We start from the raw sequence: 23,649 nt of genomic DNA, 5'->3' as shown, positions 1-23,649 counted from the left end.
TAAAAGGCGTTAGGTGGCTTTTTCTTTCTGGGCCAGACCAACTATGTGGCGTGAAACCAAACTCCTGCTGATTGATGACAACCTCGAGCGACGCCGTGATGTATCGGTGATCCTCAATTTTCTCGGCGAGGATCATCTGGCCTGCGGCAGTGGCGATTGGCGCGAGATGGCCGATCAGTTGGAATCCAGCAGAGTCGTGCTTGGCGTATTGCTCGGCGAGGTCCGGCTCAAGGGTGGAGCCCTGGACCTGCTCAAGCAGTTCGCTGCATGGGATGAGTTTCTCCCTGTGCTGCTGATCGACGAGCATGCCATCACCGAATGGCCGGAAGAATTTCGCCGTCGCGTGCTCGCCACGCTGGAAATGCCGCCCAGCTACAACAAGCTGCTGGATTCTCTGCACCGTACCCAGGTGTACCGCGAAATGTACGACCAGGCTCGCGAGCGTGGTCGGCAGCGCGAGCCGAACCTGTTTCGCAGCCTCGTAGGCACCAGTCGGGCCATTCAGCAGGTGCGGCAGATGATGCAGCAGGTGGCCGATACCGAAGCCAGCGTGCTGATCCTCGGCGAGTCGGGCACCGGCAAGGAAGTGGTTGCGCGCAACCTGCATTACCATTCCAAGCGCCGTGAAGCGCCCTTCGTGCCAGTGAACTGCGGCGCGATTCCCGCGGAATTGCTGGAAAGTGAACTGTTCGGCCATGAGAAGGGTGCCTTCACCGGCGCAATCACCAGCCGTGCCGGGCGTTTCGAGCTGGCCAATGGCGGTACGCTGTTCCTCGACGAGATTGGCGACATGCCGCTGCCTATGCAGGTCAAGTTGCTGCGTGTGTTGCAGGAGCGCACCTTCGAGCGTGTGGGCAGCAACAAGACCCAGAATGCCGATGTACGAATCATCGCCGCGACGCACAAGAACCTCGAGAACATGATCGAGGGTGGCAGTTTCCGTGAGGATCTGTATTACCGTCTCAACGTGTTCCCCATCGAGATGGCGCCGTTGCGTGAGCGCATCGAAGATATTCCGTTGCTGATGAACGAATTGATTTCGCGCATGGAGCACGAGAAGCGCGGCTCCATTCGATTCAATTCGGCAGCGATCATGTCGCTCTGCCGACATGACTGGGCGGGCAACGTCCGTGAGCTGGCCAACCTGGTCGAGCGCATGGCGATCATGCACCCCTATGGGGTCATTGGCGTTGGCGAGCTGCCGAAGAAATTCCGCCATGTGGATGATGAAGACGAGCAAATGGCGGCCAGCCTGCGCGAGGAGCTCGATGAGCGTGCGGTATTGACCTCCGCTTCGCCAAGCCTGGGGTCGTCGGCCATGCTGCCTGCCGAGGGGCTGGACCTGAAGGATTACCTCGGTAATCTGGAGCAGGGTCTTATTCAGCAGGCGCTGGATGACGCTGGCGGGATCGTGGCGCGTGCTGCCGAGCGGCTGCGCATTCGTCGTACCACCCTGGTGGAGAAGATGCGCAAGTACGGCATGAGCCGGCGCGAGGACGAGGCCGGCGACGAGTAGGTCGCTGGCCGAAGCGAGATGGCGGCTCAGCGATCTGCTGCCGCCCTTGGGCCAGATTCCTGGCAGTGCAAGAATGCACGACCTGTCAGTCAGTCGATTGACGGCGCCCCGCTCAATGAATCCCTATCTGCCTGAAAATAAAGGTTTTTATTTTCAGGCATGAGTATTGCTATCTCCTTGGCAACTGACCGTTCCATGACGGCTCGCCACGCGAGAGAGCGCAATGAAACCAAGCCCGCATCTACATGCCCAGATCGAACCCACGGCGCCCGCGCGGGCGGAACGTGGGGATCTGGAGCAGTCGCTGGCCTTGTTCGAGCAGATGTCGAGTCGGCTTGGCAGCTCTTACAGCCTTCTGGAAAATCGCGTCAATGAACTGACTGGTCAACTGGCCCAGGTCAGTGAGCAGCGCGTTCAGGAGTTGAACGAGAAAGAGCGCCTCGCTCATCGCCTGCAAAGTCTGCTGGATCTGCTGCCCGGAGGCGTGGTGGTGATCGATGGCCACGGCGTCGTGCGTGAGGCCAATCCCGTTGCCCGTGACATGCTCGGTGAGCCGCTGCTCGGCAGGCTCTGGCGTGAAGTGATCGCGCAGCGTTTTGCGCCTCGACAGGACGATGGTCATGAGATCTCGCTGACCGATGGCCGGCGTCTGTCGATATCCACGCGCTCGCTGCAGGGCGAACCAGGGCAACTGGTCCTGCTTACCGACCTGACGGAAACCCGTCGTCTGCAGGATCAGTTATCTCGCCACGAACGCCTGAGCGCCCTCGGGCGCATGGTTGCCTCCCTGGCGCATCAGGTGCGTACGCCGTTGTCCGCCGCGCTGCTATACGCCAGTCACCTGACCGATCAGGTGTTGCCGGTGGAGCAGCAGCAGCGTTTCGCAGGTCGCCTGAAGGAGCGGCTGCACGAATTGGAGCATCAGGTGCGCGACATGCTGGTGTTTGCCCGTGGTGAGCTGCCGCTGTCGGATCGTCTGTCCCCGGGCCAGCTGTTCGATGCGTTCAGGCGCTCAGGCGAGTCGCTGGTGCAGGGTGTGGACGTGCGCTGGCAGTGCGACGCCTGGCGCGGCGAGCTGTTGTGTAACCGCGACACGTTGGTCGGCACGCTGCTCAATCTGGTGGAAAACGCCATTCAGGCGGCGGGGCAGGGCGCGCGCCTCAAGGTTCATGCCTATGTGCGTGGCGACACCTTGCGCTTGTGCATCAGTGACAACGGGCCCGGTATCGACGATGCAACCCTGGCGCGTCTGGGCGAACCGTTCTTCACCACCAAAACCACCGGAACCGGCCTTGGGCTGGCAGTGGTCAAGGCCGTTGCCAGAGCTCACCAGGGTGAGCTGCAACTGCATTCGCGGCCAGGGCGTGGTACCTGTGCCTTGTTGATTTTGCCGCTGATCAAGTCAGCGCATCCCACGATTCAGGAGTGACCATGGCTGCCAAAGTCCTGCTGGTTGAAGACGACCGCGCGCTGCGCGAGGCCCTGGCCGATACCCTTGAGCTGGGTGGCTATGACTATCGAGCGGTCGACTGCGCCGAAGCGGCGCTGGTTGCCATCGCCGAGGAACCCTTCGGATTGGTGATCAGCGACGTGAACATGCCTGGCATGGACGGCCATCGGCTGCTGGCTGCGATTCGTGAGCGCCAGCCTCAATTGCCGGTTCTGTTGATGACGGCGTTCGCGGCTGTGGAGCGTGCGGTCGAGGCGATACGCCGCGGTGCGGCCGATTACCTGGTCAAACCGTTCGAGCCCAAGGTGCTGCTGGCGCTGGTCGCACGGCATGCCTTGGGCCGTGCGGGTGGGCTCGAGCAAGACGGGCCCGTGGCACGTGAACCAGCCAGCCTACAATTGCTGGAGCTGGCTGCGCGGGTGGCACGTAGCGATTCCACCGTGCTGATCACGGGGGAGTCCGGTACCGGCAAGGAAGTGCTGGCCCGTTATCTCCATCAACAGTCGCCGCGCGCGGCTGGACCGTTCGTGGCCATCAATTGTGCAGCGATTCCGGACAACATGCTCGAAGCCACTCTGTTCGGTCACGAGAAGGGCGCGTTCACGGGAGCCGTTGCCAGTGCGCCGGGCAAGTTCGAGCTGGCCGAGGGCGGCACTATCCTGCTCGATGAGATCTCCGAGATGCCGCTCGCCCTGCAGGCCAAGCTGCTGCGTGTGCTGCAGGAGCGCGAGGTCGAGCGGGTCGGGGCGCGCAAGCCGATCAGTCTGGATATTCGGGTGCTTGCTACCAGCAACCGTGACTTGGCTGCTGAGGTCGCGGCAGGGCGGTTCCGTGAGGATCTGTTCTACCGCCTCTCGGTATTTCCACTGGCCTGGCGACCACTGCGTGAGCGTCCGGCGGATATCCTGCCCCTGGCGGAGCGACTGCTGGCCAAGTACGTCGGCAAGATGAATCTGGCGCCGCTGCGCCTCTCCGCTCAGGCGGTCGCCTGCCTGACCAGCCATCCCTGGCCGGGTAATGTGCGTGAGCTGGACAACGCCATCCAGCGTGCGGTCATTCTTCAGCAAAATGGCGTCATCGAGCCTCACGACCTGTGTCTGACCGCGCCGATCGGCCTCGCTCAGCCGCCCCAGGTCGCCCAGCCGCAGTTGGCTGTGGTGCAGAGCATGGCAGCGCCATCTGCGCCTGAGCCTGTCGTGGCGGATGGGGCGCTGGGTGAGGATCTGCGCCGCCGTGAGTATCAGGTGATCATCGACATCCTGCGCGCCGAGCGAGGCCGCCGCAAGGAAGCCGCGGAGCGCCTCGGCATCAGCCCCCGCACGTTGCGCTACAAGCTTGCGCAGATGCGTGACGCCGGTATGGATGTCGAGGCCTATCTCTACGCGAGCTGAGCGCGAGCAAGCGCTCTGAAAGCGTGCCGTAGTCCTGCATGCGTTCTAGGCAGCTATCGTATGGTGGGTTACGCGCCAGCTACACCACCAAGCCAGGCGTCGCTACCCCCGCTGTAGGGTGGGCTTTAGCCCACCACATCGAATATCCGCTGTCGCCAGCTTGTCCGTGGCGTGAACGAATCATCAGGTCGCTCCTCGCGCTTGGCGGTATGGGTGGGCTGAAGCCCACCCTTCGTTTGAACGCGCTTCAGCGCGGCCCCGTAGGAGTGAGTGCAGTAGGGTGGGCTTTAGCCCACCACATCGAATATCCGCTGTCGCCAGCTTGTCCGTGGCGTGAACGAATTATCAGGTCGCTCCTCGCGCTTGGCGATATTGGTGGGCTGAAGCCCACCCTACGTTTGAACGCGCTTCAGCGCGGCCCCGTGGGAGTGAGTGCAGTAGAGTGGGCTTTAGCCCACCACATCGAATATCCGCTATCGCCAGCTTGTCCGTGGCGTGAACGAATTATCAGGTCGCTCCTCGCGCTTGGCGGTATGGGTGGGCTGAAGCCCACCCTACGTTTGAACGCGCTTCAGCGCGGCACCGTGGGAGTGAGCGAAGCGAATAGCCTGGGATGCAGTCCCTGGGAGAGTCGCAGGCAATAAAAAACCCGGCCGATTGGCCGGGTTTCTTGAATTTGGCTCCGCGACCTGGACTCGAACCAGGGACCCAATGATTAACAGTCATTTGCTCTACCGACTGAGCTATCGCGGAACAACGACGCGTATCCTACTGATTACGAAGGGGAAGTCAAGCATCTGCCTGCTTCCCCTCCAGCCACTCAAAGCACTTCGGCGATGGCCTTGGTGACGACTGGCAGGTTGCGGGTGTTCAGTGCGGCCACGCAGATGCGGCCGGTGCCCACGGCGTAGATGCCGAACTCGCTACGCAGGCGCTCGACCTGTTCGGTGGTCAGCCCCGAGTAGGAGAACATGCCACGCTGTTCGGCGACGAAACTGAAGTCGCGCTTGGCGTTCAGTGCAGCGAGTTGCTCGACCATGGCCAGGCGCATGGTGCGGATGCGATCGCGCATTTCACCCAGTTCGGTTTCCCACATCACGCGCAGCTCAGGGCTGTTGAGTACGGCAGCGACTACGCTGGCGCCATGGGTCGGCGGGTTGGAGTAGTTGGTGCGGATCACGCGTTTGACCTGCGACAGCACGCGGCCGGTCTCTTCCTGGTCGCCGGTGACGATGGTCAGGGCGCCGACACGCTCGCCGTACAGCGAGAATGATTTGGAGAACGAGCTGGAGACGAAGAAGGTCAGGCCAGATTGGGCGAACAAACGCACCGCGGCGGCGTCTTCTTCAATACCGTCGCCGAAACCCTGATAGGCGATATCGAGGAAGGGCACATGTTCACGCTCGCGCACGATTTCCAGCACCGCTTGCCAGTCTTCGGGCGTCAGATCGACACCGGTAGGGTTGTGGCAGCAAGCATGCAGGACGACGATGGAGCGAGCCGGCAGGTTCTTCAGGTCTTCGAGCAGGCCGCCACGGTTGACGCCATTGCTGAAGGCATCGTAATAGCGGTAGTTGCGCACTGGGAAACCAGCGGTTTCGAACAGCGCGCGGTGGTTTTCCCAGCTCGGGTCGCTGATGGCGACGGTCGCGTCGGGGAGCAGGCGCTTGAGAAAATCAGCGCCGGTTTTCAGAGCGCCGGTGCCGCCGATGGCCTGGGTAGTGATCACGCGGCCTTGCTGGATCAGTGGCGAGTCGTTGCCCAGCAGCAGTTTCTGCACGGCCTTGTCGTAGGCAGCGATGCCTTCGATCGGCAGGTAGCCACGGGGTGCGTGGGCGGCGGTCAATGCGGTTTCCGCTTCGATCACGGCACGCAGCAGGGGAATGCGACCTTCTTCGTTGGTGTAGACACCCACGCCAAGGTTGACCTTGTCCGTGCGTGTATCGGCGTTGAATGCTTCGTTGAGGCCCAGGATAGGATCGCGCGGAGCCATTTCGACGGCGGAGAACAGACTCATGAGGGCGGCAGCTCTGTAGTGAGGGTGGGTTTAGAAACCGATTTACGTTCTTAGAGCAACCCCGGCAACTGAGACTAGGGGTTGCGCAAGCGGGCCGTTAGTATAGCGGCCCATATTCTGTGTCGCGACAGCGTACACCAGGTATGACGCCAGCTCTTTCGCGGCGTCACAGCCTTTTGAGGTATTTATGTCCGAGTTCCAACTGGTCACCCGTTTCCAGCCCGCCGGCGATCAGCCCGAGGCGATCCGGCAGATGATCGAGGGCCTGGAGGCAGGCCTGTCGCACCAGACGCTGCTCGGCGTGACGGGCTCCGGCAAGACCTTCAGCATCGCCAACGTCATTGCCAAGGTACAACGACCAACGCTGGTGCTGGCGCCGAACAAGACCCTGGCCGCGCAGCTGTATGGCGAATTCAAGTCGTTCTTCCCGAACAACGCGGTGGAGTACTTCGTCTCCTACTACGACTACTACCAGCCCGAGGCCTATGTGCCGTCGTCGGACACCTTCATCGAGAAGGATGCGTCGATCAACGACCACATCGAGCAAATGCGCCTGTCGGCGACCAAGGCGCTGATCGAGCGCAAGGACGTCATCGTGGTCTGTACCGTTTCCTCGATCTACGGTCTGGGCAGTCCCGAGGAGTACCTGAAAATGGTGCTGCACCTCGACCGGGGCGACAAGATGGATCAGCGTGCGCTACTGCGCCGCCTGGCAGAGCTGCAATACACCCGCAACGACATGGATTTCGCCCGCGCAACCTTCCGGGTGCGCGGTGATGTCATCGATATTTTTCCGGCCGAATCCGACCTGGAGGCGATCCGCGTCGAGCTGTTCGATGACGAGGTCGAGAACATCAGCGCCTTCGATCCGCTGACCGGCGAAGTGATCAGCCGCCTGCCGCGTTTCACCTTCTACCCCAAGAGCCACTACGTGACGCCGCGCGACACGCTGCTCGAGGCGATGGAGAAGATCAAGGTCGAGCTCAAGGATCGTCTGGACTACCTGCGTGGCGCCAACAAACTGGTCGAAGCGCAGCGCCTCGAACAGCGCACCCGCTTCGATCTGGAGATGATCCTCGAGCTGGGTTACTGCAACGGCATCGAAAACTACTCGCGCTACCTCTCGGGGCGCGATTCGGGGGCGCCACCGCCGACGCTCTACGATTATCTGCCCGCCGAGGCCTTGCTGGTGATCGACGAGTCCCACGTCAGCGTGCCGCAGGTCGGCGCGATGTACAAAGGCGACCGCTCGCGCAAGGAAACCCTGGTCGAGTACGGCTTCCGCCTGCCGTCGGCGCTGGATAACCGGCCGATGCGTTTCGAAGAGTGGGAGGCAGCCAGCCCGCAGACCATCTTCGTCTCTGCCACGCCTGGGCCCTACGAGGCCGAACATGCCGGCCGGGTGATCGAGCAGGTGGTGCGGCCGACCGGTCTGGTCGACCCCGAAGTCGAGGTGCGCCCGGCGCGCACCCAGGTCGATGACCTGCTTTCGGAGATTCACAAGCGTGTCGCCCTCGAGCAGCGCGTGCTGGTCACCACGCTGACCAAGCGCATGGCCGAGGACCTGACCGACTACCTGGGTGATCACGGCGTCAAGGTGCGCTACCTGCATTCGGACATCGACACCGTGGAGCGGGTGGAAATCATCCGTGATCTGCGTATCGGCACCTTCGACGTGCTGGTCGGCATCAACCTGCTGCGCGAGGGCCTGGATATGCCCGAAGTGGCGCTGGTGGCGATTCTCGATGCCGACAAGGAAGGCTTCCTGCGCAGCGAGCGGTCGCTGATCCAGACCATTGGCCGAGCGGCGCGTAACCTCAATGGTCATGCCATCCTCTACGCCGATCGCATGACCGGCTCCATGGAGCGCGCCATCGGCGAAACCGAAAGGCGCCGCGAGAAGCAGGTGGCCTTCAACGAGGCCAACGGCATCGTGCCCAAGGGCGTCTTCAAGGACGTCAAGGACATCCTCGAAGGGGCCGTGGTGCCTGGCGCGCGCAGCAACAAACGCAAGGGCATGGCCAAGGCGGCGGAAGAAAGCGCCCGTTACGAAGCCGAGTTGCGCTCGCCTTCCGAGATCACCAAGCGTATTCGTCAACTGGAGGAGAAGATGTACCAGTTGGCACGCGATCTGGAGTTCGAGGCAGCTGCGCAGATGCGTGACGACATTCAGAAACTCCGTGAGCGGCTACTGGCGGTATGAGTGGAGTTGGCAAACCGCGTATCTACCTGGCCGGTTTCGACGTGTTCAGGCGCGATGCGGTCGAGCATGGCGAATACCTGAAGCGTCTGTGCCGTGAGCAAGGCATGCAGGGCCTCTATCCATTCGATAACGAGGTCGCGGCCGATCTCGCGCCAGCCGAATGCGCGGCGCAGATATGTCGGTTGAACCTGGCGATGATCCGCGAGGCGGATGCCGTGCTGGCCAACCTGAACCTGTTCAGAGGCTTCGAGCCTGACTCCGGGACGGCCTTCGAAATCGGTGCAGCGGTAGCCCTCGGCAAGCCCGTCTGGGCCTACTTTCAGGCCCAGGGCAGCATGCGTGAGTGGTTGCCTGGAGACGCTCGGGGACGTGACGCCGAGGGCTTCCTGATCGAGGATTTCGGCCTGCCGCGCAACCTGATGCTGGCCTGTTCCTGGGCCGGCTGCAGCGACAGTGTCGAGCGGGCCGTGCCGGCGCTGCACGATTATCTGCTCGGCCTGGCTGCCAGCCGCCGCTGAACCGAGGCGGGCTTGGCGACCGCTCATCCGCTGTCAGGGGTGTATGCTTGGGAAACCTTACTCAAGATAAGGATGTCCCGTGAGCCTGTCGCTGTTGAACCGTTACGCCTTTTTTGCTTTCTGTGTGCTCTTTACCCTGGCCAGCCTGCCATGGGTTGGCGCCCATGAATGGCTATGGATGTTCACCCTGATCGGTGCTTTTCTGAGCCTGGTTGGCATCACCGACGTGCTGCAGAGGCGCCATGCGGTACGCCGTAATTACCCGATTCTCGGCCATATCCGCTATCTGGTCGAAGCCATTCGCCCCGAGATTCGCCAGTACCTGCTGGAGGCCGACGAGGATGAGCTGCCATTTTCGCGAGCCCAGCGCTCGCTGGTCTATGCGCGAGCCAAGAACGAAGGCGCCGACAAGCCGTTCGGCACCCTGATCAACGTCTATCAGTCCGGCTATGAGTTCATCAGCCACTCCATGCGCCCGGCACCGGTCAGCGATCCTTGCGGTTTCCGGGTGATGATCGGTGGGCCGCAATGCCGGCAGCCCTACGAGGCGTCGGTATTCAATATTTCGGCGATGAGCTTTGGCTCGCTCAGTGCCAATGCCATTCGTGCGCTCAACCAGGGCGCCAAGCGCGGCAACTTCTATCACGACACCGGGGAGGGCAGTATCAGCCCCTATCACCGCGAGCACGGCGGTGATCTGGTCTGGGAGCTGGGCAGCGGGTATTTCGGCTGCCGTACGGCGGCCGGTGCGTTCGACCCCGAGCGTTTCGCCACCCAGGCACAAAGTCCTCAGGTGCGGATGATCGAAATCAAGCTCAGCCAGGGCGCCAAGCCTGGCCATGGCGGCATCCTGCCCAAGCACAAGGTTACCGAAGAGATTTCCGCTACCCGTGGCGTGCCCATGGGGGAGGATTGCGTGTCACCCTCACGGCACAGTGCCTTTTCCACGCCGCTGGAGATGATGCAGTTCATCGCTCAACTGCGCGAACTGTCCGGCGGCAAGCCGGTGGGCTTCAAGCTTTGCCTGGGCCATCCCTGGGAGTTCATGGGCATTGCCAAGGCCATGCTGGAGAGTGGCGTCCTGCCGGACTTCATCGTCATCGACGGCGCAGAGGGCGGTACCGGTGCCGCGCCTCTGGAGTTCACCGATCATATCGGCGTGCCCCTGCGCGAAGGCCTGCTGTTCGTGCACAACACCCTGGTCGGCTGTGGTCTGCGCGACAAGATTCGCATCGGCGCCAGCGGCAAGATCGTCAGTGCATTCGACATCGCCAGCGTTCTGGCGCTTGGTGCCGATTGGGCGAATTCGGCCCGCGGCTTCATGTTCGCTGTGGGCTGTATTCAGAGCCAGAGCTGCCACACCAACAAGTGCCCGACCGGCGTGGCGACCCAGGACGCTTTGCGGCAACGTGCGCTGGTGGTGCCTGACAAGGCCGAGCGCGTACACAGTTTTCATCGCAACACCCTCAAGGGGCTCGCCGAGATGCTGGCGGCCGCAGGCCTGAGCCATCCGTCGCAGCTCGAAGCACGGCATCTGGTGCGGCGCATGTCGGCCAGCGAGATCAAGCTCTACTCGCAGTTGCATGTATTCCTCAAGCCTGGCGCGCTACTGAATGCGCATATCGAGGGTGAGTTCTACGGGCGCATGTGGCAGATGGCACGGGCAGACAGCTTCGAGGCCTATCCTGGCTAGGGTCTGCTCACGGCCGCGCGGGCGCCGCTCTGGAGCCATCGGGGCTGGCCCTGCTACTATTCGCACTTTCCGCGGAAACCCTTCAGGTCCTGCCTCATGCCGGTTTTCGCCCCATTGTCCCGGGATTTTCCATGACCACCGTCCGTACTCGCATCGCACCGTCGCCAACCGGCGATCCCCATGTCGGCACTGCCTACATCGCCCTGTTCAACCTGTGCTTCGCCCGTCAGCACGGTGGTGAGTTCATCCTGCGTATCGAAGACACCGATCAGGTGCGTTCGACCCGCGAGTCGGAACAGCAGATCTATGACGCTTTGCGCTGGCTGGGTATCGAGTGGAACGAAGGCCCGGACGTTGGCGGTCCTTATGGTCCATACCGGCAGAGCGAGCGCGGCGAGATCTATCGCAAGTACGCGCTGGAGCTGGTCGAGAAGGGCCATGCCTTCTACTGCTTCTGCACCCCGGAAGAGCTCGACCAGATGCGTGCCGAACAGACCGCCCGTGGCGAGACGCCGCGCTACGACGGTCGTGGCCTGCTGCTTTCCGAAGAGGACGTGCAGCGTCGCTTGGCTGCCGGTGAGCCCCATGTGATCCGCATGAAGGTGCCGAGCGAGGGTATCTGCGTGGTGCCCGACATGCTGCGCGGCGATGTCGAGATTCCGTGGGATCGCATGGACATGCAGGTGCTGATGAAGACCGATGGCCTGCCGACCTACTTCCTCGCCAACGTGGTCGACGACCACCTGATGAAGATCACCCATGTGCTGCGCGGCGAAGAGTGGCTGCCGTCGGCGCCCAAGCTGATCCTGCTGTACGAGTACTTCGGTTGGGAAAAACCGCAGCTGTGCTACATGCCGCTGTTGCGCAATCCGGACAAGAGCAAGCTGTCCAAGCGCAAGAACCCGACCTCGATCACCTTCTACGAACGCATGGGCTTCCTCCCTCAGGCGATGCTCAACTACCTGGGCCGCATGGGCTGGTCCATGCCGGACGAGCGCGAGAAGTTCACCCTGGACGAGATGGTCGCCAACTTCGATGTACAGCGTGTTTCCCTGGGTGGGCCGATTTTCGATCTGGAGAAGCTGTCCTGGCTCAACGGTCAGTGGATGCGTGATCTGAGCGTCGAAGAATTCGCCGCCGGTGTGCAGAAATGGGCGTTCAACAGCGACTACTTGATGCAGATCGCTCCGCATGTACAGGGCAGGGTGGAAACCTTCAGCCAGATCGCTCCCCTGGCCAGCTTCTTCTTTGCCGGCGCAGTGCAGCCGGACAAAGCGCTGTTCGCTCACAAGAAGCTCTCCGACGATCAGGTGCGCCAGCTCATGCAACTGATCCTGTGGAAGCTCGAGGCCCTGCGGCAGTGGGAGAAAGAGCGCATCACCGGCTGCATTCAGGCGGTGGTCGAACACCAGGAGCTGAAACTGCGCGATGCCATGCCGCTGATGTTCGCTGCCGTCACCGGGCAGGCCAGTTCGGTGTCGGTACTCGACGCCATGGAAATCCTCGGTCCGGATCTCACCCGTTTTCGTCTGCGCCAGGCCATCGAGTTGCTCGGTGGCGTGTCGAAGAAAGAGAACAAGGAATGGGAAAAACTCCTGGCCAGCATCGCCTGATACCTGGCCACCGGTCGTTTTCCCTGCCGATACACCGGGTTGGATAGGTAAGTGTTTGTTATGTCAGCGAAAAAAAACGCATCAGCGGCTAAAATTTTGTTGACAGGGTGCGGGGCCGCACTTAACATGCGCCCCGTCCTCGAGATGGGGCTATAGCTCAGCTGGGAGAGCGCTTGCATGGCATGCAAGAGGTCGACGGTTCGATCCCGTCTAGCTCCACCAATCTCGATAGCCACAACCGGTTCCTCGGAACAGGTTGAGTTGTAAAGAAGGGCTTTGCGTCCCCTTCGTCTAGTGGCCTAGGACACCGCCCTTTCACGGCGGTAACAGGGGTTCGAGTCCCCTAGGGGACGCCATTATTTCCAGCTGCAGTGCTTCGGCATTGCAGCCAGACCGAAAGGTTCTGGGGCTATAGCTCAGCTGGGAGAGCGCTTGCATGGCATGCAAGAGGTCGACGGTTCGATCCCGTCTAGCTCCACCAATCCACGACAGGCCAGCCTAGTGCTGGCCTTGTTCTTCGAAGGTTTCGTCCCCTTCGTCTAGTGGCCTAGGACACCGCCCTTTCACGGCGGTAACAGGGGTTCGAGTCCCCTAGGGGACGCCATTTTTGCCCGCTCTGCGGGATTTTTAAGGGTCACTTCTCACGAAGTGGCCCTTTTGTTTTTGTGCGTTCGAAAAAGCGTGCCGGCCAGGCGCATGGTCTCAGATGCGGCTTGCGCGGCGGCAGCCAAAGCCCCTAATGTCTGGCTCTGAACAGGGGCTGGTCGATAGAGGAAGGTTGTATGAGGCTGACAATGGATGCTGCGCGACGGTCTGCACGAGAGCTGGCCGTCAGTCCGGGGCGTCATTCGTGAAGTGGGATCGCCCCAATCCATTCACCCTCGAGCTGCTGGTCGGCAGTGAGGACATCGACGGCCTTGGGCATGCCAACAATGCCGTCTACGTCACCTGGCTGGAGCGTTGCGCCTGGCGCCACTCGCAATCGCTCGGGCTGGATCTTGTCGAGTACCGGCGCCTCGATCGTGCCATGGCAGTGGTGCGTCACGAGATCGACTACCTGAGCAGCGCCTACGAAGGTCAGGCGTTGTTGATCGGCACCTGGATCGTCGAGTCCGATCAGCGCTTGAAGATGGATCGCTGCTTCCAGCTGGTTCGCCCGCAGGACGGCGCTACGCTGCTTCGCGCAAAAACCACTTTCGTTTGCATCGAGCTATCCACCGGTAAGCCGAAACGCATGCCCGCCGAGTTCATCGAGGGCTACGGCAAGGCGCTGCCGAGTTCCTAGGTACTACTGCTGCGGCGCCAGAAACAGTTTCTGCTCTTCGTAGATCGCCTGATAGCGCCGCACTTCGCCGGGCTGCAGCAGGATCGACTGACTGCTGACCAGATCGATCTGCGCGCAGAAGCCTTCCCGCGACGGCGTGAGCACGACGCTGCGCTCGCCGCTGGGTACGTCCAGTGTCACGCTTTCGCCTGCGGGTATTGGCACCACTAACTGCTCGTCGACACGCAACTGCAAGTCGCAGGCATTCGGCGCGTTGCGGTCGCGACTGACGATGAGCTTGGCGCTGGCTGCCGGATCGATCGGTACGCCCTCGGAGATGGGCGTTGTCGCGAGGGCCGCGGGCGCGGGCAGCAGCAGTGCAAGCAGGCTGCCGGTCAGTAGAGGTCGGCTCATTGGGGCTCCAGGCGAGGCATCGGTATTGCAATGGACTGCGTGCGGCAGTCGGACGTTCAGCTCACCGGTAGCTGTCCTGGCTGGTCGGTCGCCGTTACACTACGCGCCGTTTTCGGGGGCTGTGACCGGCTCCAGCCGCCTCCCGTGCTTGTCGGGCTTCAGTCATTTTTCGAGAGAGTCGCTATGCAGATCGCCCTGGCGCCCATGGAAGGATTGGTCGATGAAATCCTTCGCGACGTGCTGACCCGGGTCGGCGGCATCGACTGGTGCGTCACCGAGTTCATTCGTGTCACCGATCGGGTATTGCCACGATCCACCTACCGCAAGCTGGCTCCCGAGTTGTTCAGCGGTGCCAGGACCGCCGCGGGTACGCCGCTGCGCGTGCAACTGCTCGGCTCAGACCCGCAGTGCCTCGGTGACAACGCCGCCTACGCCTGCAAGCTTGGCGCGCCAGTGATCGACCTCAACTTCGGCTGCCCGGCGAAGACCGTGAACAAATCACGGGGCGGGGCGGTGCTGCTCAAGGAGCCGGAGCTGTTGCACGCGATTCTTTGCGAGGTGCGCCGCAGCGTGCCGGCCGCCATCCCCGTTACAGCCAAGATGCGCCTGGGGTTCGACCACAAGGACTGGGCCATCGATTGTGCCCAGGCCCTGGCTGAAGGTGGCGCGTCGCAGATCGTCGTGCATGCCCGTACCAAGGTCGAGGGTTACAAGCCTCCGGCCCACTGGGAGTGGGTGGCGCGGGTTCAGGAGGCGGTAGCGGTTCCGGTCTACGCCAACGGTGATATCTGGTCGCTGGAAGACTGGCGGCGCTGCCGCGAGGTGAGTGGCGTCGAAGACATCATGCTCGGTCGTGGCGTGGTCGCGCGGCCCGACTTGGCGCGGCAGATCGCTGCTGCGCGGGCAGGGCAGGATGCCGGGGTGATGACCTGGGAAGAGCTGCAGCCGCTGCTGGCCGACTTCTGGTTGCAGGCACGGCGCAAGATTTCCCCGCGCTATGCGCCGGGGCGGCTCAAGCAGTGGCTGGCCATGCTTACCCGCAGTTACCCGCAAGCCGTTGAGCTGTTCGCCCAGGTGCGCCGCGAAACCAGTTGCGAGCACATCGATGCGTTGCTCGGTGTCGCCTTCGCGCCGCGCGATCAGGGCCGTGAGGCAGGCTAGCCAGGTCGCTCAACGGCCGCCACTGACGTCCAGCAGCGCGCCGGTGGTGTAGTAGGCCTGTTCGCTGGCCAGCCACAGAATGGCTTCGGCCACTTCTTCTGCGCGCCCGCCACGCGCCAGGGGAATGCTCCCGGCAACGCGGGCGACACGCTCCGGCTCGCCGCCGCTGGCGTGGATCTCGGTGTCGATCACCCCGGGGCGCACCGCGTTGACGCGGATACCGTCGGCGGCCAGTTCCTTGGCCAGGCCAATCGTCATGCTGTCGACGGCACCTTTGGCAGCCGCGTAATCGACGTATTCCTCCGGAGCGCCCAGGCGGGCGGCGATCGATGAAACGTTGACGATGGCCCCGCCGCGGCCGCCCTGGCGGGTGGACATACGCTTCACCGCTTCACGGTTGCACAGGAAGCTGCCGAATACGTTGGTGGCGAAGACTCGCTGCCAGCGTTCGAGGCTCATCGCCTCCAGGCGCATCTGCTGCTCCAGGATGCCGGCATTGTTGACCAGCGCGTCGAGACGCCCCAGGTGCTCGTCGATCTCGGCGAAAAGCCGGTGCACTTGCGCTTCGTCTGCTACGTCTGCCTGTAGTGCCAGGGCTGTGCCGCCAGCTTCGACAATTTCACTGGCCAGCGCTTCGGCCACGCCGGCCTGCTGGCGATAGTTGATCGCAACCGCATAGCCACGCTGCGCAGCCAGGCGAGCGGTGGCGGCACCAATGCCCCGGCTGGCGCCGGTAATCAGGATCACTTTGCTCATCGAAAACTCCATTTTCAGCCCTTGAAATTTTTTTGGCGGTCCACATTTTCAGTACTGCGGGATGCCGAAGTCGGGTCTCGCACCTTATCACTCGCTGAAAAATCAGGAGATTCAACATGAGCAACGCTTTTTCCATGACCCCGCTGTTTCGTCAGTCCATCGGCTTCGACCGCTTCAACGACCTGTTCGAGTCCGCCATGCGCAACGAGACTAGCAGCAGCTATCCGCCCTACAACGTCGAAAAGCATGCCGATGATCAGTACCGCATCGTCATCGCAGCCGCCGGTTTCCAGGATGAAGATCTGGATCTGCAGGTCGAGCGCGGTGTGCTGACCGTGACCGGGGGCAAGCGCGCGGGCAATGGCGACAACGTCACCTACCTGTATCAGGGCATCGCCCAGCGCTCCTTCAAACTGTCGTTCCGGTTGGCTGACCATATCGAAGTCAAAGGCGCCAATCTGGTCAACGGCCTGCTCAATATCGAGCTGGAGCGTCTGGTTCCGGAAGAGGCCAAGGCCAAGCGTATCCCGATCGGCGCTGCGCGTCCGGCGCTGGAGAGCTGATTTCTCGCTTCGGCAATGAGAGAAAAGGCGCCCGGGTGGCGCCTTTTCCGTTTCAGCCCAGCCGCGGGCGTTGCATGCTGTGGGCCAGCAAGGCGCGGAACTCGTTCAGCGGCTGCGGACGGCTGAACAGGTAGCCCTGGTAACAGTGGCAGCCCTGGCTCTGCAGAAAGTCCAGCTGGCTCTGTTGCTCCACGCCCTCGGCGATGACCTCCAGGCCCAGGCTCAAACCAAGTGCCACCACGGCGCGGATGATTTCCGCGTCGCTGGGGTTGCTGGTGGCGTCGCGCACGAACGACTGGTCGATCTTCAACACGTCCACCGGCAGGCGCTTGAGGTAAGTGAGCGACGAATAGCCGGTGCCGAAATCGTCCATGGCGAAGCTCACCCCCAACTTGCGCAGGCGATTCATCTTGGCGATGGTTTCGTCGATGTCCTGAATGACGATGCCTTCGGTGATCTCCAGCTTGAGCATGCCCAGCGGCAGTCTGTTCTTGCGCAGGCAGTGTTCGACCCGTTCGACGAAATCGCTCTGACGGAACTGCCGGGTGCTGATGTTCACGCAGAGACTGAAGTTCTCGTCGATGATGCGTTCTTCCAGCAACTGCGCGCAGACGTGACAGGCTTCGACCATCACCCAGGCGCCGACTTCGAGGATCAGCCCGCTTTCTTCCAGAACATGGATGAACAGCGCCGGTGATTGCTCCCCCAGGGTCGGGTGTGCCCAGCGCAGCAGCGCTTCGGCACCGATGATCTGGTCCTTGCGTGCGTCTACCTGAGGTTGGAAATAGAGCTCGAATTCACCGCGGGCCAGGGCCATGCGCAGTTCGTTCTCGAGGCGCAGGCGCTCGCTGGCAGCGTGCTGCATGGTGCTGTGGAACAGCTGGATGGCATTGCGGCCGGAATCCTTGGCTCGGTACAGGGCGATATCCGCGCGCTTGAGCAGATCGGCCGGGGTCTGGCCGTGATCCGGGATGAGTGCGATGCCGATACTCGGGGTTACCTGCAGGCGGTGACCATCGAGCAGCATCGGTTCGGTGAGTAGTTTGCGTAGCTTGTCGGCAGTGCTGCGGGCATGGCTGATCACCTGATTGAGTTTGCCCTCGATGCCGGTCAGCAGCACCACGAACTCGTCACCGCCGAGGCGCGCCACGGTATCTTCCTCGCGCACGCTGACCTCCAGGCGTGCGGTGATCAGCTTGAGCACCGCATCACCGACCGGATGGCCCAGCGAATCGTTGATGTGCTTGAAGTGGTCGAGGTCGAGAAACAGCAGCGCGCCGCGTAGCCCATGGCGTTGCAGCAGGGCGATCTGCTGGGTCAGGCGATCCATCAGCAGGGCACGGTTGGGCAGGTTGGTCAGCGAGTCGTGATAGGCCAGGTGCTGGATCTGCGCCTGGGCGGCCTTGAGTTCGCCGATGTCGCGGGCGGTGACCAGCAGGCAGGGCTGCCCGTCCAGTTCGATCTGCTCGACCGAGACTTCCACCTCCACGCAGTTGCCGTCGCGATCCCGGGCGCGCATTTCCATGCGCTGGATATGCCCTTCACCGCGCAGCGTATCGAGCATGCGTCGACGTTGCTCGGCGTCCGCCCAGATGTTCACTTGCGCGGACGTCTGGCCGATTACCTCGTCCGCGCTGTAGCCGGTCAGGCGCGTGAAGCCGTCATTGACTTCGATATAGCGCCCGCTGTCACGGGTGGTGATGGTGATGGCGTCCGGGCTCGAGTGAAAGGCTTTGGAGAACTTCTCCTGGCTGGCCTTGAGCGCCGCCTCGGCACGCTGCTGCTCGGTGATGTCTCGAAATTTGCTCAGTACGCAGGGTTGTCCGCTCAGTTCCAGGCGCCGGCAGGAGACAACGCAAGTCATGCTGCGGCCGAGGGGGTCGATCAGGTCGATGCGCTCGTCGGTGAGGTCCGTGCCGTTGAGAATTTTCTGACGCAGGCCTGAGGATGCGGGCAGGGTTTGCCAGGGCTTGAGCTTGAAGATGTTGCGCCCGGTAATTTCCGCCGATTGCCAACCGAACGCCTGGGTGAACGCCGGATTGATCTCCAGAATGCGGCCTTCGGGAAGCGTCGTCACGCAGATCGGGTCCGGGCTGGCCTGGAATACCGTGGCGAATTTGCGCTCGGAGGCTTGCAAGCGTTGTTCGCGCAGCGTGCGTTCGCTGGTGTCGATAAGAATGCCGGTCATGCGCACGGGCTGACCCTGGGCATCGCGATGCAGTTTGGCGGTGCTTTCCAGGTAATGCGTTTGCTTGCCTGGATGTACCGTTCTGTAGGTGACCTGATAATCCTGTCCATCATTGGGCAGCAGGTCCCGGTATGCCTGGCGCATGGCCTGACGATCCATCAAGGGCACGTGCGCGAAAAAATCCAGGAAGGGGCCGTGGAAGGGTTCGGCCGCCAAGCCATGCAAGGTCGCTGCCCTTGCCGAGGCGAACATGGTATTGCTGGGGATGTGCCAGTCCCAGGTGCCAAGGTCCGCCGACTCCAGGGCCATGCGCAGGCGCTCCTGGCTGTCGGCCAGTGCCTGTTCCTGAGCGCGCTGGCGACTGATGTCGCGGATTACCCCGAACATCTTGTGCTGCCCGGCCTCGCCAGCCTGCAGGCTGCCGGTGATCTCCAGCCAGCGCAGGCTGCCGTCCGGCCAATGGATGCGGTGACGGATCGGCTCGGCGGTAGGCGAGCCGTCGAGCACGGCCTGGAACATCCGCATCACTTCAGTGCGTTCTTCTTCGGGTATCAGCGCCATGTAATCGACGGGGGCGCTCAGCGGGCTGTTGGGGTCGATGCCGAACAGCTTCTGCGCCCCGCGTGACCAGTTCACTTCGCCGGTGTCGACGTTCCAGAACCAGGCGCCGAGCCCTGCGCCATTGAGGGCAGCCAGCAGGTGCTGGGAGTCGTGCCAGGTCTTCTCGAACTCGGCAGGGTCGAGTGCTGGGACGTAGGGCAATGGCGGGCGTTTGTCATTGGAGTTGCCCATAACCCTTCCTCTACAAAAAAGGACGGCAGAACATGCGGTGAGGCTATCCGTGGCACGCAGCATGACGCAGGCGGCAAATGGCCTGCATGGGTATCAAGTTAGCCTTTGCCCGGGCGCGAAAGCAAGGCTGTCACGATGACTGTCGAGCAACTGCATGAAGGCCCTGGCAGCGTTGGACAGCGTACGTTCCGTGTGCACGATGTAGCCCAGTTGGCGCGACAGCTGAATGCCCGGCAAAGGCAGGCGTGCGACCTGATCATCGAGCATGGTGCGTGGCAGCACGCTCCAGGCCAGACCGATGGACACCATCATCTTGATGGTTTCCAGATAGTTGGTGCTCATGGCGATATTGGGGGTCAGGTCTTCGGCCTCGAACAGGCGCTGCACGATGTGGTGGGTGAAGGTATTGCCACCGGGAAACACCGCCGGGTGCAGGGCGACATCGGCCAGCGTCACGCCGCTGCTCTGCGCCAGCGGATGCTCCGGGGCGGTTACGAAGTCCAGGGGGTCGTCCCACACCGCCACGGCGCGCACCGGCTCACGGGTATCCGGCGCCAGCGTGATGACCGCCAGCTCGGCGCGCCCATGGAACACCTCGTCATAGGCCACCTCGGAATCGAGAAACTGGATGTCCAGGGCGACCTGGGGGTGTGCGCGGGTGAAGGCGCGCAGCAGCGGCGGCAGGCGGTGCAAGCCGATGTGGTGACTGGTGGCGAGCGTCAGGCGGCCGGTGATCTCGCCGTTGAGGTTGGTCAGCGCGCGGCGGGTGTCCTCCAGTACGTTGAGAATCTGGTAGGCGCGTGGCAGCAAGGCGCGGCCGGCCTCGGTCAGGCTCACTTCGCGGCCCAGGCGGTCGAAGAGGCGTACCCGTAGCTGTTGCTCCAGGCTGGCGATCCGTTTGCTCACCGCGGGTTGAGTGAGATGCAGGCGTATGGCCGCCTCGGAAAAGCTGCCAAGTTCGGCAATGGCGATAAACGCGTTGAGGGTGGCGAGATCCATTGGAGTTCCGAGGCGGGTTCGATGATCGCCGCATTCTGTCAGGGAATGCTTTGGATGAAAAATATGAATTTGAGTAATTTGACGGCGAGTCGTAGCATTGCCCCATAAGCCAAAGGGCTATTGCCCTGGCATAGAAAGACCGATGAGGACAGGCTGATGGCAGGCAAGACGCTCTACGACAAGTTGTGGGAAATGCACGAAGTGAAGCGACGCGACGATGGTTCGTCGCTGATCTACATCGACCGCCACATTCTTCACGAAGTGACGTCGCCCCAGGCCTTCGAAGGTCTGCGTCTGGCTCAACGCAAGCCGTGGCGCATCGATGCCAACATTGCTACGCCCGACCATAACGTGCCGACCACCCGCGCCGAGCGCCAGGGCGGCCTCGAGGCCATCGCCGACGAGGTCTCGCGCATTCAGGTGCAGACCCTGGACGAGAACTGCGACGACTTCGGCATCCTCGAATTCAAGATGAACGACGTGCGCCAGGGCATCGTTCACGTGGTCGGCCCGGAGCAGGGGGCTACCCTGCCGGGCATGACCGTGGTCTGCGGTGACTCGCATACCTCTACCCACGGCGCTTTCGGTGCGCTGGCCCATGGCATCGGCACGTCCGAGGTCGAGCACGTGCTCGCCACCCAGTGCCTGGTCGCCAAGAAGATGAAGAACATGCAGGTGCGGGTCGAGGGCAAATTGCCGTTCGGCGTCACTGCCAAGGACATCGTGCTCGCGGTGATCGGCAAGATCGGCACCGCCGGCGGCAATGGCCACGCGCTGGAGTTCGCCGGCAGCGCGATCCGTGAGCTGTCCCTCGAAGGGCGCATGACCATCTGCAACATGTCGATCGAGGCCGGTGCCCGTGTCGGCCTGGTCGCGGTGGATGAAAAGACCCTGGACTACGTCAAGGGTCGCCCGTATTCGCCGAAAGGTGAGCACTGGGAGCAGGCGGTCGCCGTATGGCGTGACTTGGTGTCCGACGCCGACGCGCATTTCGACACCGTGGTCGAGCTGCGTGCCGAAGACATCAAGCCGCAGGTCAGCTGGGGGACTTCCCCCGAGATGGTCCTGGCCGTCGATCAGAACGTCCCGGATCCGGCCCGTGAAAACGACCCGGTGAAAAAGGATTCGATCACCCGCGCCCTCAAATACATGGGCCTTGCCGCCAACCAGCCGATCACCGATATCCAGCTCGATCGCGTGTTCATCGGTTCGTGCACCAACTCGCGCATCGAAGACCTGCGTGCCGCCGCTGAAGTGGCCAAGGGGCGCAAGGTCGCCAGCACCATCAAGCAGGCGCTGGTCGTTCCAGGCTCCGGTCTGGTAAAGGCCCAGGCGGAAAGCGAAGGGCTGGACAAGATCTTCATCGAGGCCGGTTTCGAATGGCGTGAGCCAGGCTGCTCCATGTGCCTGGCGATGAACCCGGACAAACTCGGCAACGGCGAGCATTGCGCGTCGACCTCCAACCGCAACTTCGAAGGCCGCCAGGGCGCCGGTGGCCGTACCCACCTGGTCAGCCCGGCCATGGCTGCCGCCGCTGCGGTGACCGGTCGCTTCATCGACGTTCGCGAATTGATCCAGGCCTGAGGAGCACGACATGACACCTTTCACTCAACACACCGGCCTGGTCGCTCCGCTGGATCGCGCCAACGTCGACACCGACCAGATCATCCCCAAGCAGTTTCTCAAGTCGATCAAGCGTACCGGCTTTGGCCCAAACCTGTTCGATGAGTGGCGTTATCTGGATGTCGGGCAGCCGAATCAGGACAACTCCAATCGGCCGATCAACAAGGACTTCGTGCTCAACTTTCCGCGCTATCAGGGCGCCAGCGTGCTGCTGGCGCGCGAGAACTTCGGCTGTGGCTCGAGCCGTGAGCACGCCCCCTGGGCGCTGGACGAGTACGGTTTCCGTACCGTGATCGCACCGAGCTTCGCCGATATCTTCTTCAACAACAGCTTCAAGAATGGCCTGCTGCCGATCATTCTGGCTGAGGAGGAGGTCGATGCCCTGTTCGAACAGGCCGAGGCTCAGGAAGGCTATCAACTGACCGTCGACCTGGCGGCGCAGACCGTCACTCGACCCGATGGCGTGCAGTACCGCTTCGAAGTCGATGCCTTTCGCAAGCATTGCCTGCTCAACGGCCTCGATGACATCGGCCTGACCCTGCAGGACGCCGATGCGATTCGCGCGTTCGAAGTCGGTTACCAGCAGCGTCAGCCCTGGTTGTTCGGCGCGATCAAGTAAGCCAGCGGTCTTCAGGGAGCAGGATAGATGTCAGGTCACGAGCAGGTGGTGCAACGCCAGTTTGGCGAGCAGGCCAACGCTTATCTCAATAGCGCCGTGCATGCACAGGGCAGCGAGTTCGCCCTGTTGCAGGCCGAGGTAGCGGGGCGAGGCGATGCCCGCGTGCTGGATCTGGGCTGTGGCGCCGGGCATGTCAGCTTTCAGGTCGCGCCGCTGGTTGGCGACGTGGTGGCTTACGACCTCTCCGCGCAGATGCTCGCAGTGGTCGACAAGGCTGCCGCCGAGCGGGGCTTGAACAACCTGCGTACGGTGCATGGCGCTGCGGAGTCGCTTCCATTTGCCGATGGCGAGTTCGATTTCGTGTTCAGTCGCTACTCGGCCCATCACTGGAGCGACCTGGCGGTTGCCCTGCGCGACGTGCGGCGGGTGCTCAAGCCCGGTGGCGTGGCGGCGTTCATCGATGTTGCCTCGCCGGGCAGGCCGCTGCTCGATACCTACTTGCAGAGCGTCGAAGTGCTGCGCGATACCAGCCACGTGCGTGACTACTCGGTGTCTGAATGGCTGCAGCAGATCAGCGAAGCGGGTTTGCAGGTGCGCAGCCACACCCGGCAGCGTCTGCGGCTGGAGTTCGCGTCGTGGGTCGAGCGCATGCGTACGCCTGCGGTCATGCGCGAGGCCATTCGCGCCTTGCAGGCTGCGGTGGGCGAGGAAGTGCGCGAGTACTTCGAGATCGCTGCCGATGGCTCGTTCAGCACCGATGTGCTGGTGCTCTGGGCGGAAAAATAAGGTTACGTGTTATCAGCGAGTGGGCCTGACGCCCCATTGACCCATGCCCCGCGGGCGCCGAACATGGCGCCCCTCGCGGCAGG

Annotated in this window: 18 protein-coding genes and 5 tRNA genes; 17 read left to right on the top strand and 6 right to left on the bottom strand. The window is 62.5% G+C overall.

The genetic code is table 11. The annotated features are described in order from the left end of the window. The first annotated feature begins 43 nt into the window (after window positions 1-43). The 3 genes from ACT9T4_RS18120 (at window position 44) to ACT9T4_RS18110 (ending at window position 4,357) form a co-directional block, all read left to right on the top strand. Window positions 44-1,516: a sigma-54 dependent transcriptional regulator gene (locus ACT9T4_RS18120; protein WP_042553085.1), complete on the top strand. Its 1,473-nt coding sequence runs from the start codon at window positions 44-46 to the stop codon at window positions 1,514-1,516. Window positions 1,517-1,739: 223 nt separating this feature from the next. Then, complete coding sequence (locus ACT9T4_RS18115; protein WP_499118271.1) at window positions 1,740-2,945, top strand: sensor histidine kinase; 1,206 nt, start codon at window positions 1,740-1,742, stop codon at window positions 2,943-2,945. Window positions 2,946-2,947: 2 nt separating this feature from the next. Continuing rightward, complete coding sequence (locus tag ACT9T4_RS18110) at window positions 2,948-4,357, top strand: sigma-54-dependent transcriptional regulator (protein ID WP_499118269.1); 1,410 nt, start codon at window positions 2,948-2,950, stop codon at window positions 4,355-4,357. A 677-nt stretch (window positions 4,358-5,034) separates the two neighbouring features. On the opposite strand, the gene ACT9T4_RS18105 is transcribed toward ACT9T4_RS18110, so the two are convergent. Both ACT9T4_RS18105 and ACT9T4_RS18100 read right to left on the bottom strand, forming a co-directional pair. Further along, window positions 5,035-5,110, bottom strand: a tRNA-Asn gene (locus ACT9T4_RS18105). 67 nt (window positions 5,111-5,177) lie between these two features. Continuing rightward, window positions 5,178-6,374: an amino acid aminotransferase gene (locus ACT9T4_RS18100; protein WP_499118267.1), complete on the bottom strand. Its 1,197-nt coding sequence runs from the start codon at window positions 6,372-6,374 to the stop codon at window positions 5,178-5,180. Window positions 6,375-6,561: 187 nt separating this feature from the next. Here ACT9T4_RS18100 and uvrB point away from each other — a divergent pair, with 187 nt between their 5' ends. The 9 genes from uvrB (at window position 6,562) to ACT9T4_RS18055 (ending at window position 13,686) form a co-directional block, all read left to right on the top strand. Further along, window positions 6,562-8,577, top strand: a complete 2,016-nt coding sequence (gene uvrB, locus ACT9T4_RS18095; RefSeq protein ID WP_042553081.1) for an excinuclease ABC subunit UvrB — start codon at window positions 6,562-6,564, stop codon at window positions 8,575-8,577. Next, a complete protein-coding gene (locus tag ACT9T4_RS18090) occupies window positions 8,574-9,095 on the top strand; it encodes a nucleoside 2-deoxyribosyltransferase (protein ID WP_499118265.1) in 522 nt (173 codons plus the stop codon). The genes uvrB and ACT9T4_RS18090 overlap by 4 nt, the downstream gene beginning before the upstream one ends. A 79-nt stretch (window positions 9,096-9,174) precedes the next feature. Next, window positions 9,175-10,788, top strand: coding sequence for an FMN-binding glutamate synthase family protein (locus tag ACT9T4_RS18085; protein ID WP_499118263.1), 1,614 nt, complete (start codon window positions 9,175-9,177; stop codon window positions 10,786-10,788). Between the two features lie 131 nt (window positions 10,789-10,919). After that, window positions 10,920-12,401, top strand: coding sequence for a glutamate--tRNA ligase (gene gltX / locus ACT9T4_RS18080; RefSeq protein ID WP_042553078.1), 1,482 nt, complete (start codon window positions 10,920-10,922; stop codon window positions 12,399-12,401). A gap of 146 nt (window positions 12,402-12,547) precedes the next feature. After that, window positions 12,548-12,623, top strand: a tRNA-Ala gene (locus ACT9T4_RS18075). 58 nt (window positions 12,624-12,681) lie between these two features. Next, window positions 12,682-12,757: transfer RNA gene (locus ACT9T4_RS18070), tRNA-Glu, on the top strand. Window positions 12,758-12,806: 49 nt separating this feature from the next. Beyond that, window positions 12,807-12,882, top strand: a tRNA-Ala gene (locus ACT9T4_RS18065). 47 nt (window positions 12,883-12,929) lie between these two features. Beyond that, window positions 12,930-13,005: transfer RNA gene (locus ACT9T4_RS18060), tRNA-Glu, on the top strand. A gap of 246 nt (window positions 13,006-13,251) precedes the next feature. After that, window positions 13,252-13,686 carry an acyl-CoA thioesterase gene (locus ACT9T4_RS18055; protein ID WP_042553077.1) on the top strand — a complete coding sequence of 145 codons (435 nt, stop codon included), beginning with the start codon at window positions 13,252-13,254 and terminating at the stop codon, window positions 13,684-13,686. A 3-nt stretch (window positions 13,687-13,689) separates the two neighbouring features. Here ACT9T4_RS18055 and ACT9T4_RS18050 read toward each other — a convergent pair whose 3' ends face one another. Beyond that, window positions 13,690-14,079: a hypothetical protein gene (locus ACT9T4_RS18050; protein ID WP_042553076.1), complete on the bottom strand. Its 390-nt coding sequence runs from the start codon at window positions 14,077-14,079 to the stop codon at window positions 13,690-13,692. A 183-nt stretch (window positions 14,080-14,262) separates the two neighbouring features. Here ACT9T4_RS18050 and ACT9T4_RS18045 point away from each other — a divergent pair, with 183 nt between their 5' ends. Beyond that, window positions 14,263-15,240, top strand: a complete 978-nt coding sequence (locus tag ACT9T4_RS18045; protein ID WP_042553075.1) for a tRNA dihydrouridine synthase — start codon at window positions 14,263-14,265, stop codon at window positions 15,238-15,240. 9 nt (window positions 15,241-15,249) lie between these two features. On the opposite strand, the gene ACT9T4_RS18040 is transcribed toward ACT9T4_RS18045, so the two are convergent. Continuing rightward, window positions 15,250-15,996, bottom strand: coding sequence for an SDR family oxidoreductase (locus tag ACT9T4_RS18040; RefSeq protein WP_499118260.1), 747 nt, complete (start codon window positions 15,994-15,996; stop codon window positions 15,250-15,252). A 116-nt stretch (window positions 15,997-16,112) separates the two neighbouring features. Between ACT9T4_RS18040 and ACT9T4_RS18035 the strand changes: the two genes are divergently transcribed. Then, entirely contained in the window at window positions 16,113-16,559 is a 447-nt protein-coding gene (locus tag ACT9T4_RS18035; protein WP_042553073.1) for an Hsp20 family protein, read from the top strand. Window positions 16,560-16,611: 52 nt separating this feature from the next. On the opposite strand, the gene ACT9T4_RS18030 is transcribed toward ACT9T4_RS18035, so the two are convergent. Continuing rightward, window positions 16,612-19,539, bottom strand: a complete 2,928-nt coding sequence (locus tag ACT9T4_RS18030; protein WP_042553072.1) for a bifunctional diguanylate cyclase/phosphodiesterase — start codon at window positions 19,537-19,539, stop codon at window positions 16,612-16,614. A gap of 93 nt (window positions 19,540-19,632) precedes the next feature. Continuing rightward, entirely contained in the window at window positions 19,633-20,538 is a 906-nt protein-coding gene (locus tag ACT9T4_RS18025) for a LysR family transcriptional regulator (RefSeq protein WP_042553071.1), read from the bottom strand. 156 nt (window positions 20,539-20,694) lie between these two features. Here ACT9T4_RS18025 and leuC point away from each other — a divergent pair, with 156 nt between their 5' ends. The 3 genes from leuC to ACT9T4_RS18010 are packed head-to-tail and all read left to right on the top strand — an operon-like array spanning window position 20,695 to window position 23,566. Continuing rightward, window positions 20,695-22,122 (top strand): 3-isopropylmalate dehydratase large subunit, encoded by a 1,428-nt coding sequence (gene leuC, locus ACT9T4_RS18020; protein WP_042553070.1) that lies wholly within the window; start codon window positions 20,695-20,697, stop codon window positions 22,120-22,122. 10 nt (window positions 22,123-22,132) lie between these two features. Next, complete coding sequence (gene leuD, locus ACT9T4_RS18015; RefSeq protein WP_042553069.1) at window positions 22,133-22,780, top strand: 3-isopropylmalate dehydratase small subunit; 648 nt, start codon at window positions 22,133-22,135, stop codon at window positions 22,778-22,780. Window positions 22,781-22,807: 27 nt separating this feature from the next. Continuing rightward, window positions 22,808-23,566, top strand: a complete 759-nt coding sequence (locus ACT9T4_RS18010) for a class I SAM-dependent methyltransferase (RefSeq protein WP_042553068.1) — start codon at window positions 22,808-22,810, stop codon at window positions 23,564-23,566. The last annotated feature ends 83 nt before the right edge of the window (window positions 23,567-23,649 follow it).

This window comes from Pseudomonas sp. SZ40, from assembly GCF_052958135.1.
This window is presented reverse-complemented; position numbering and strand designations above follow the sequence as displayed.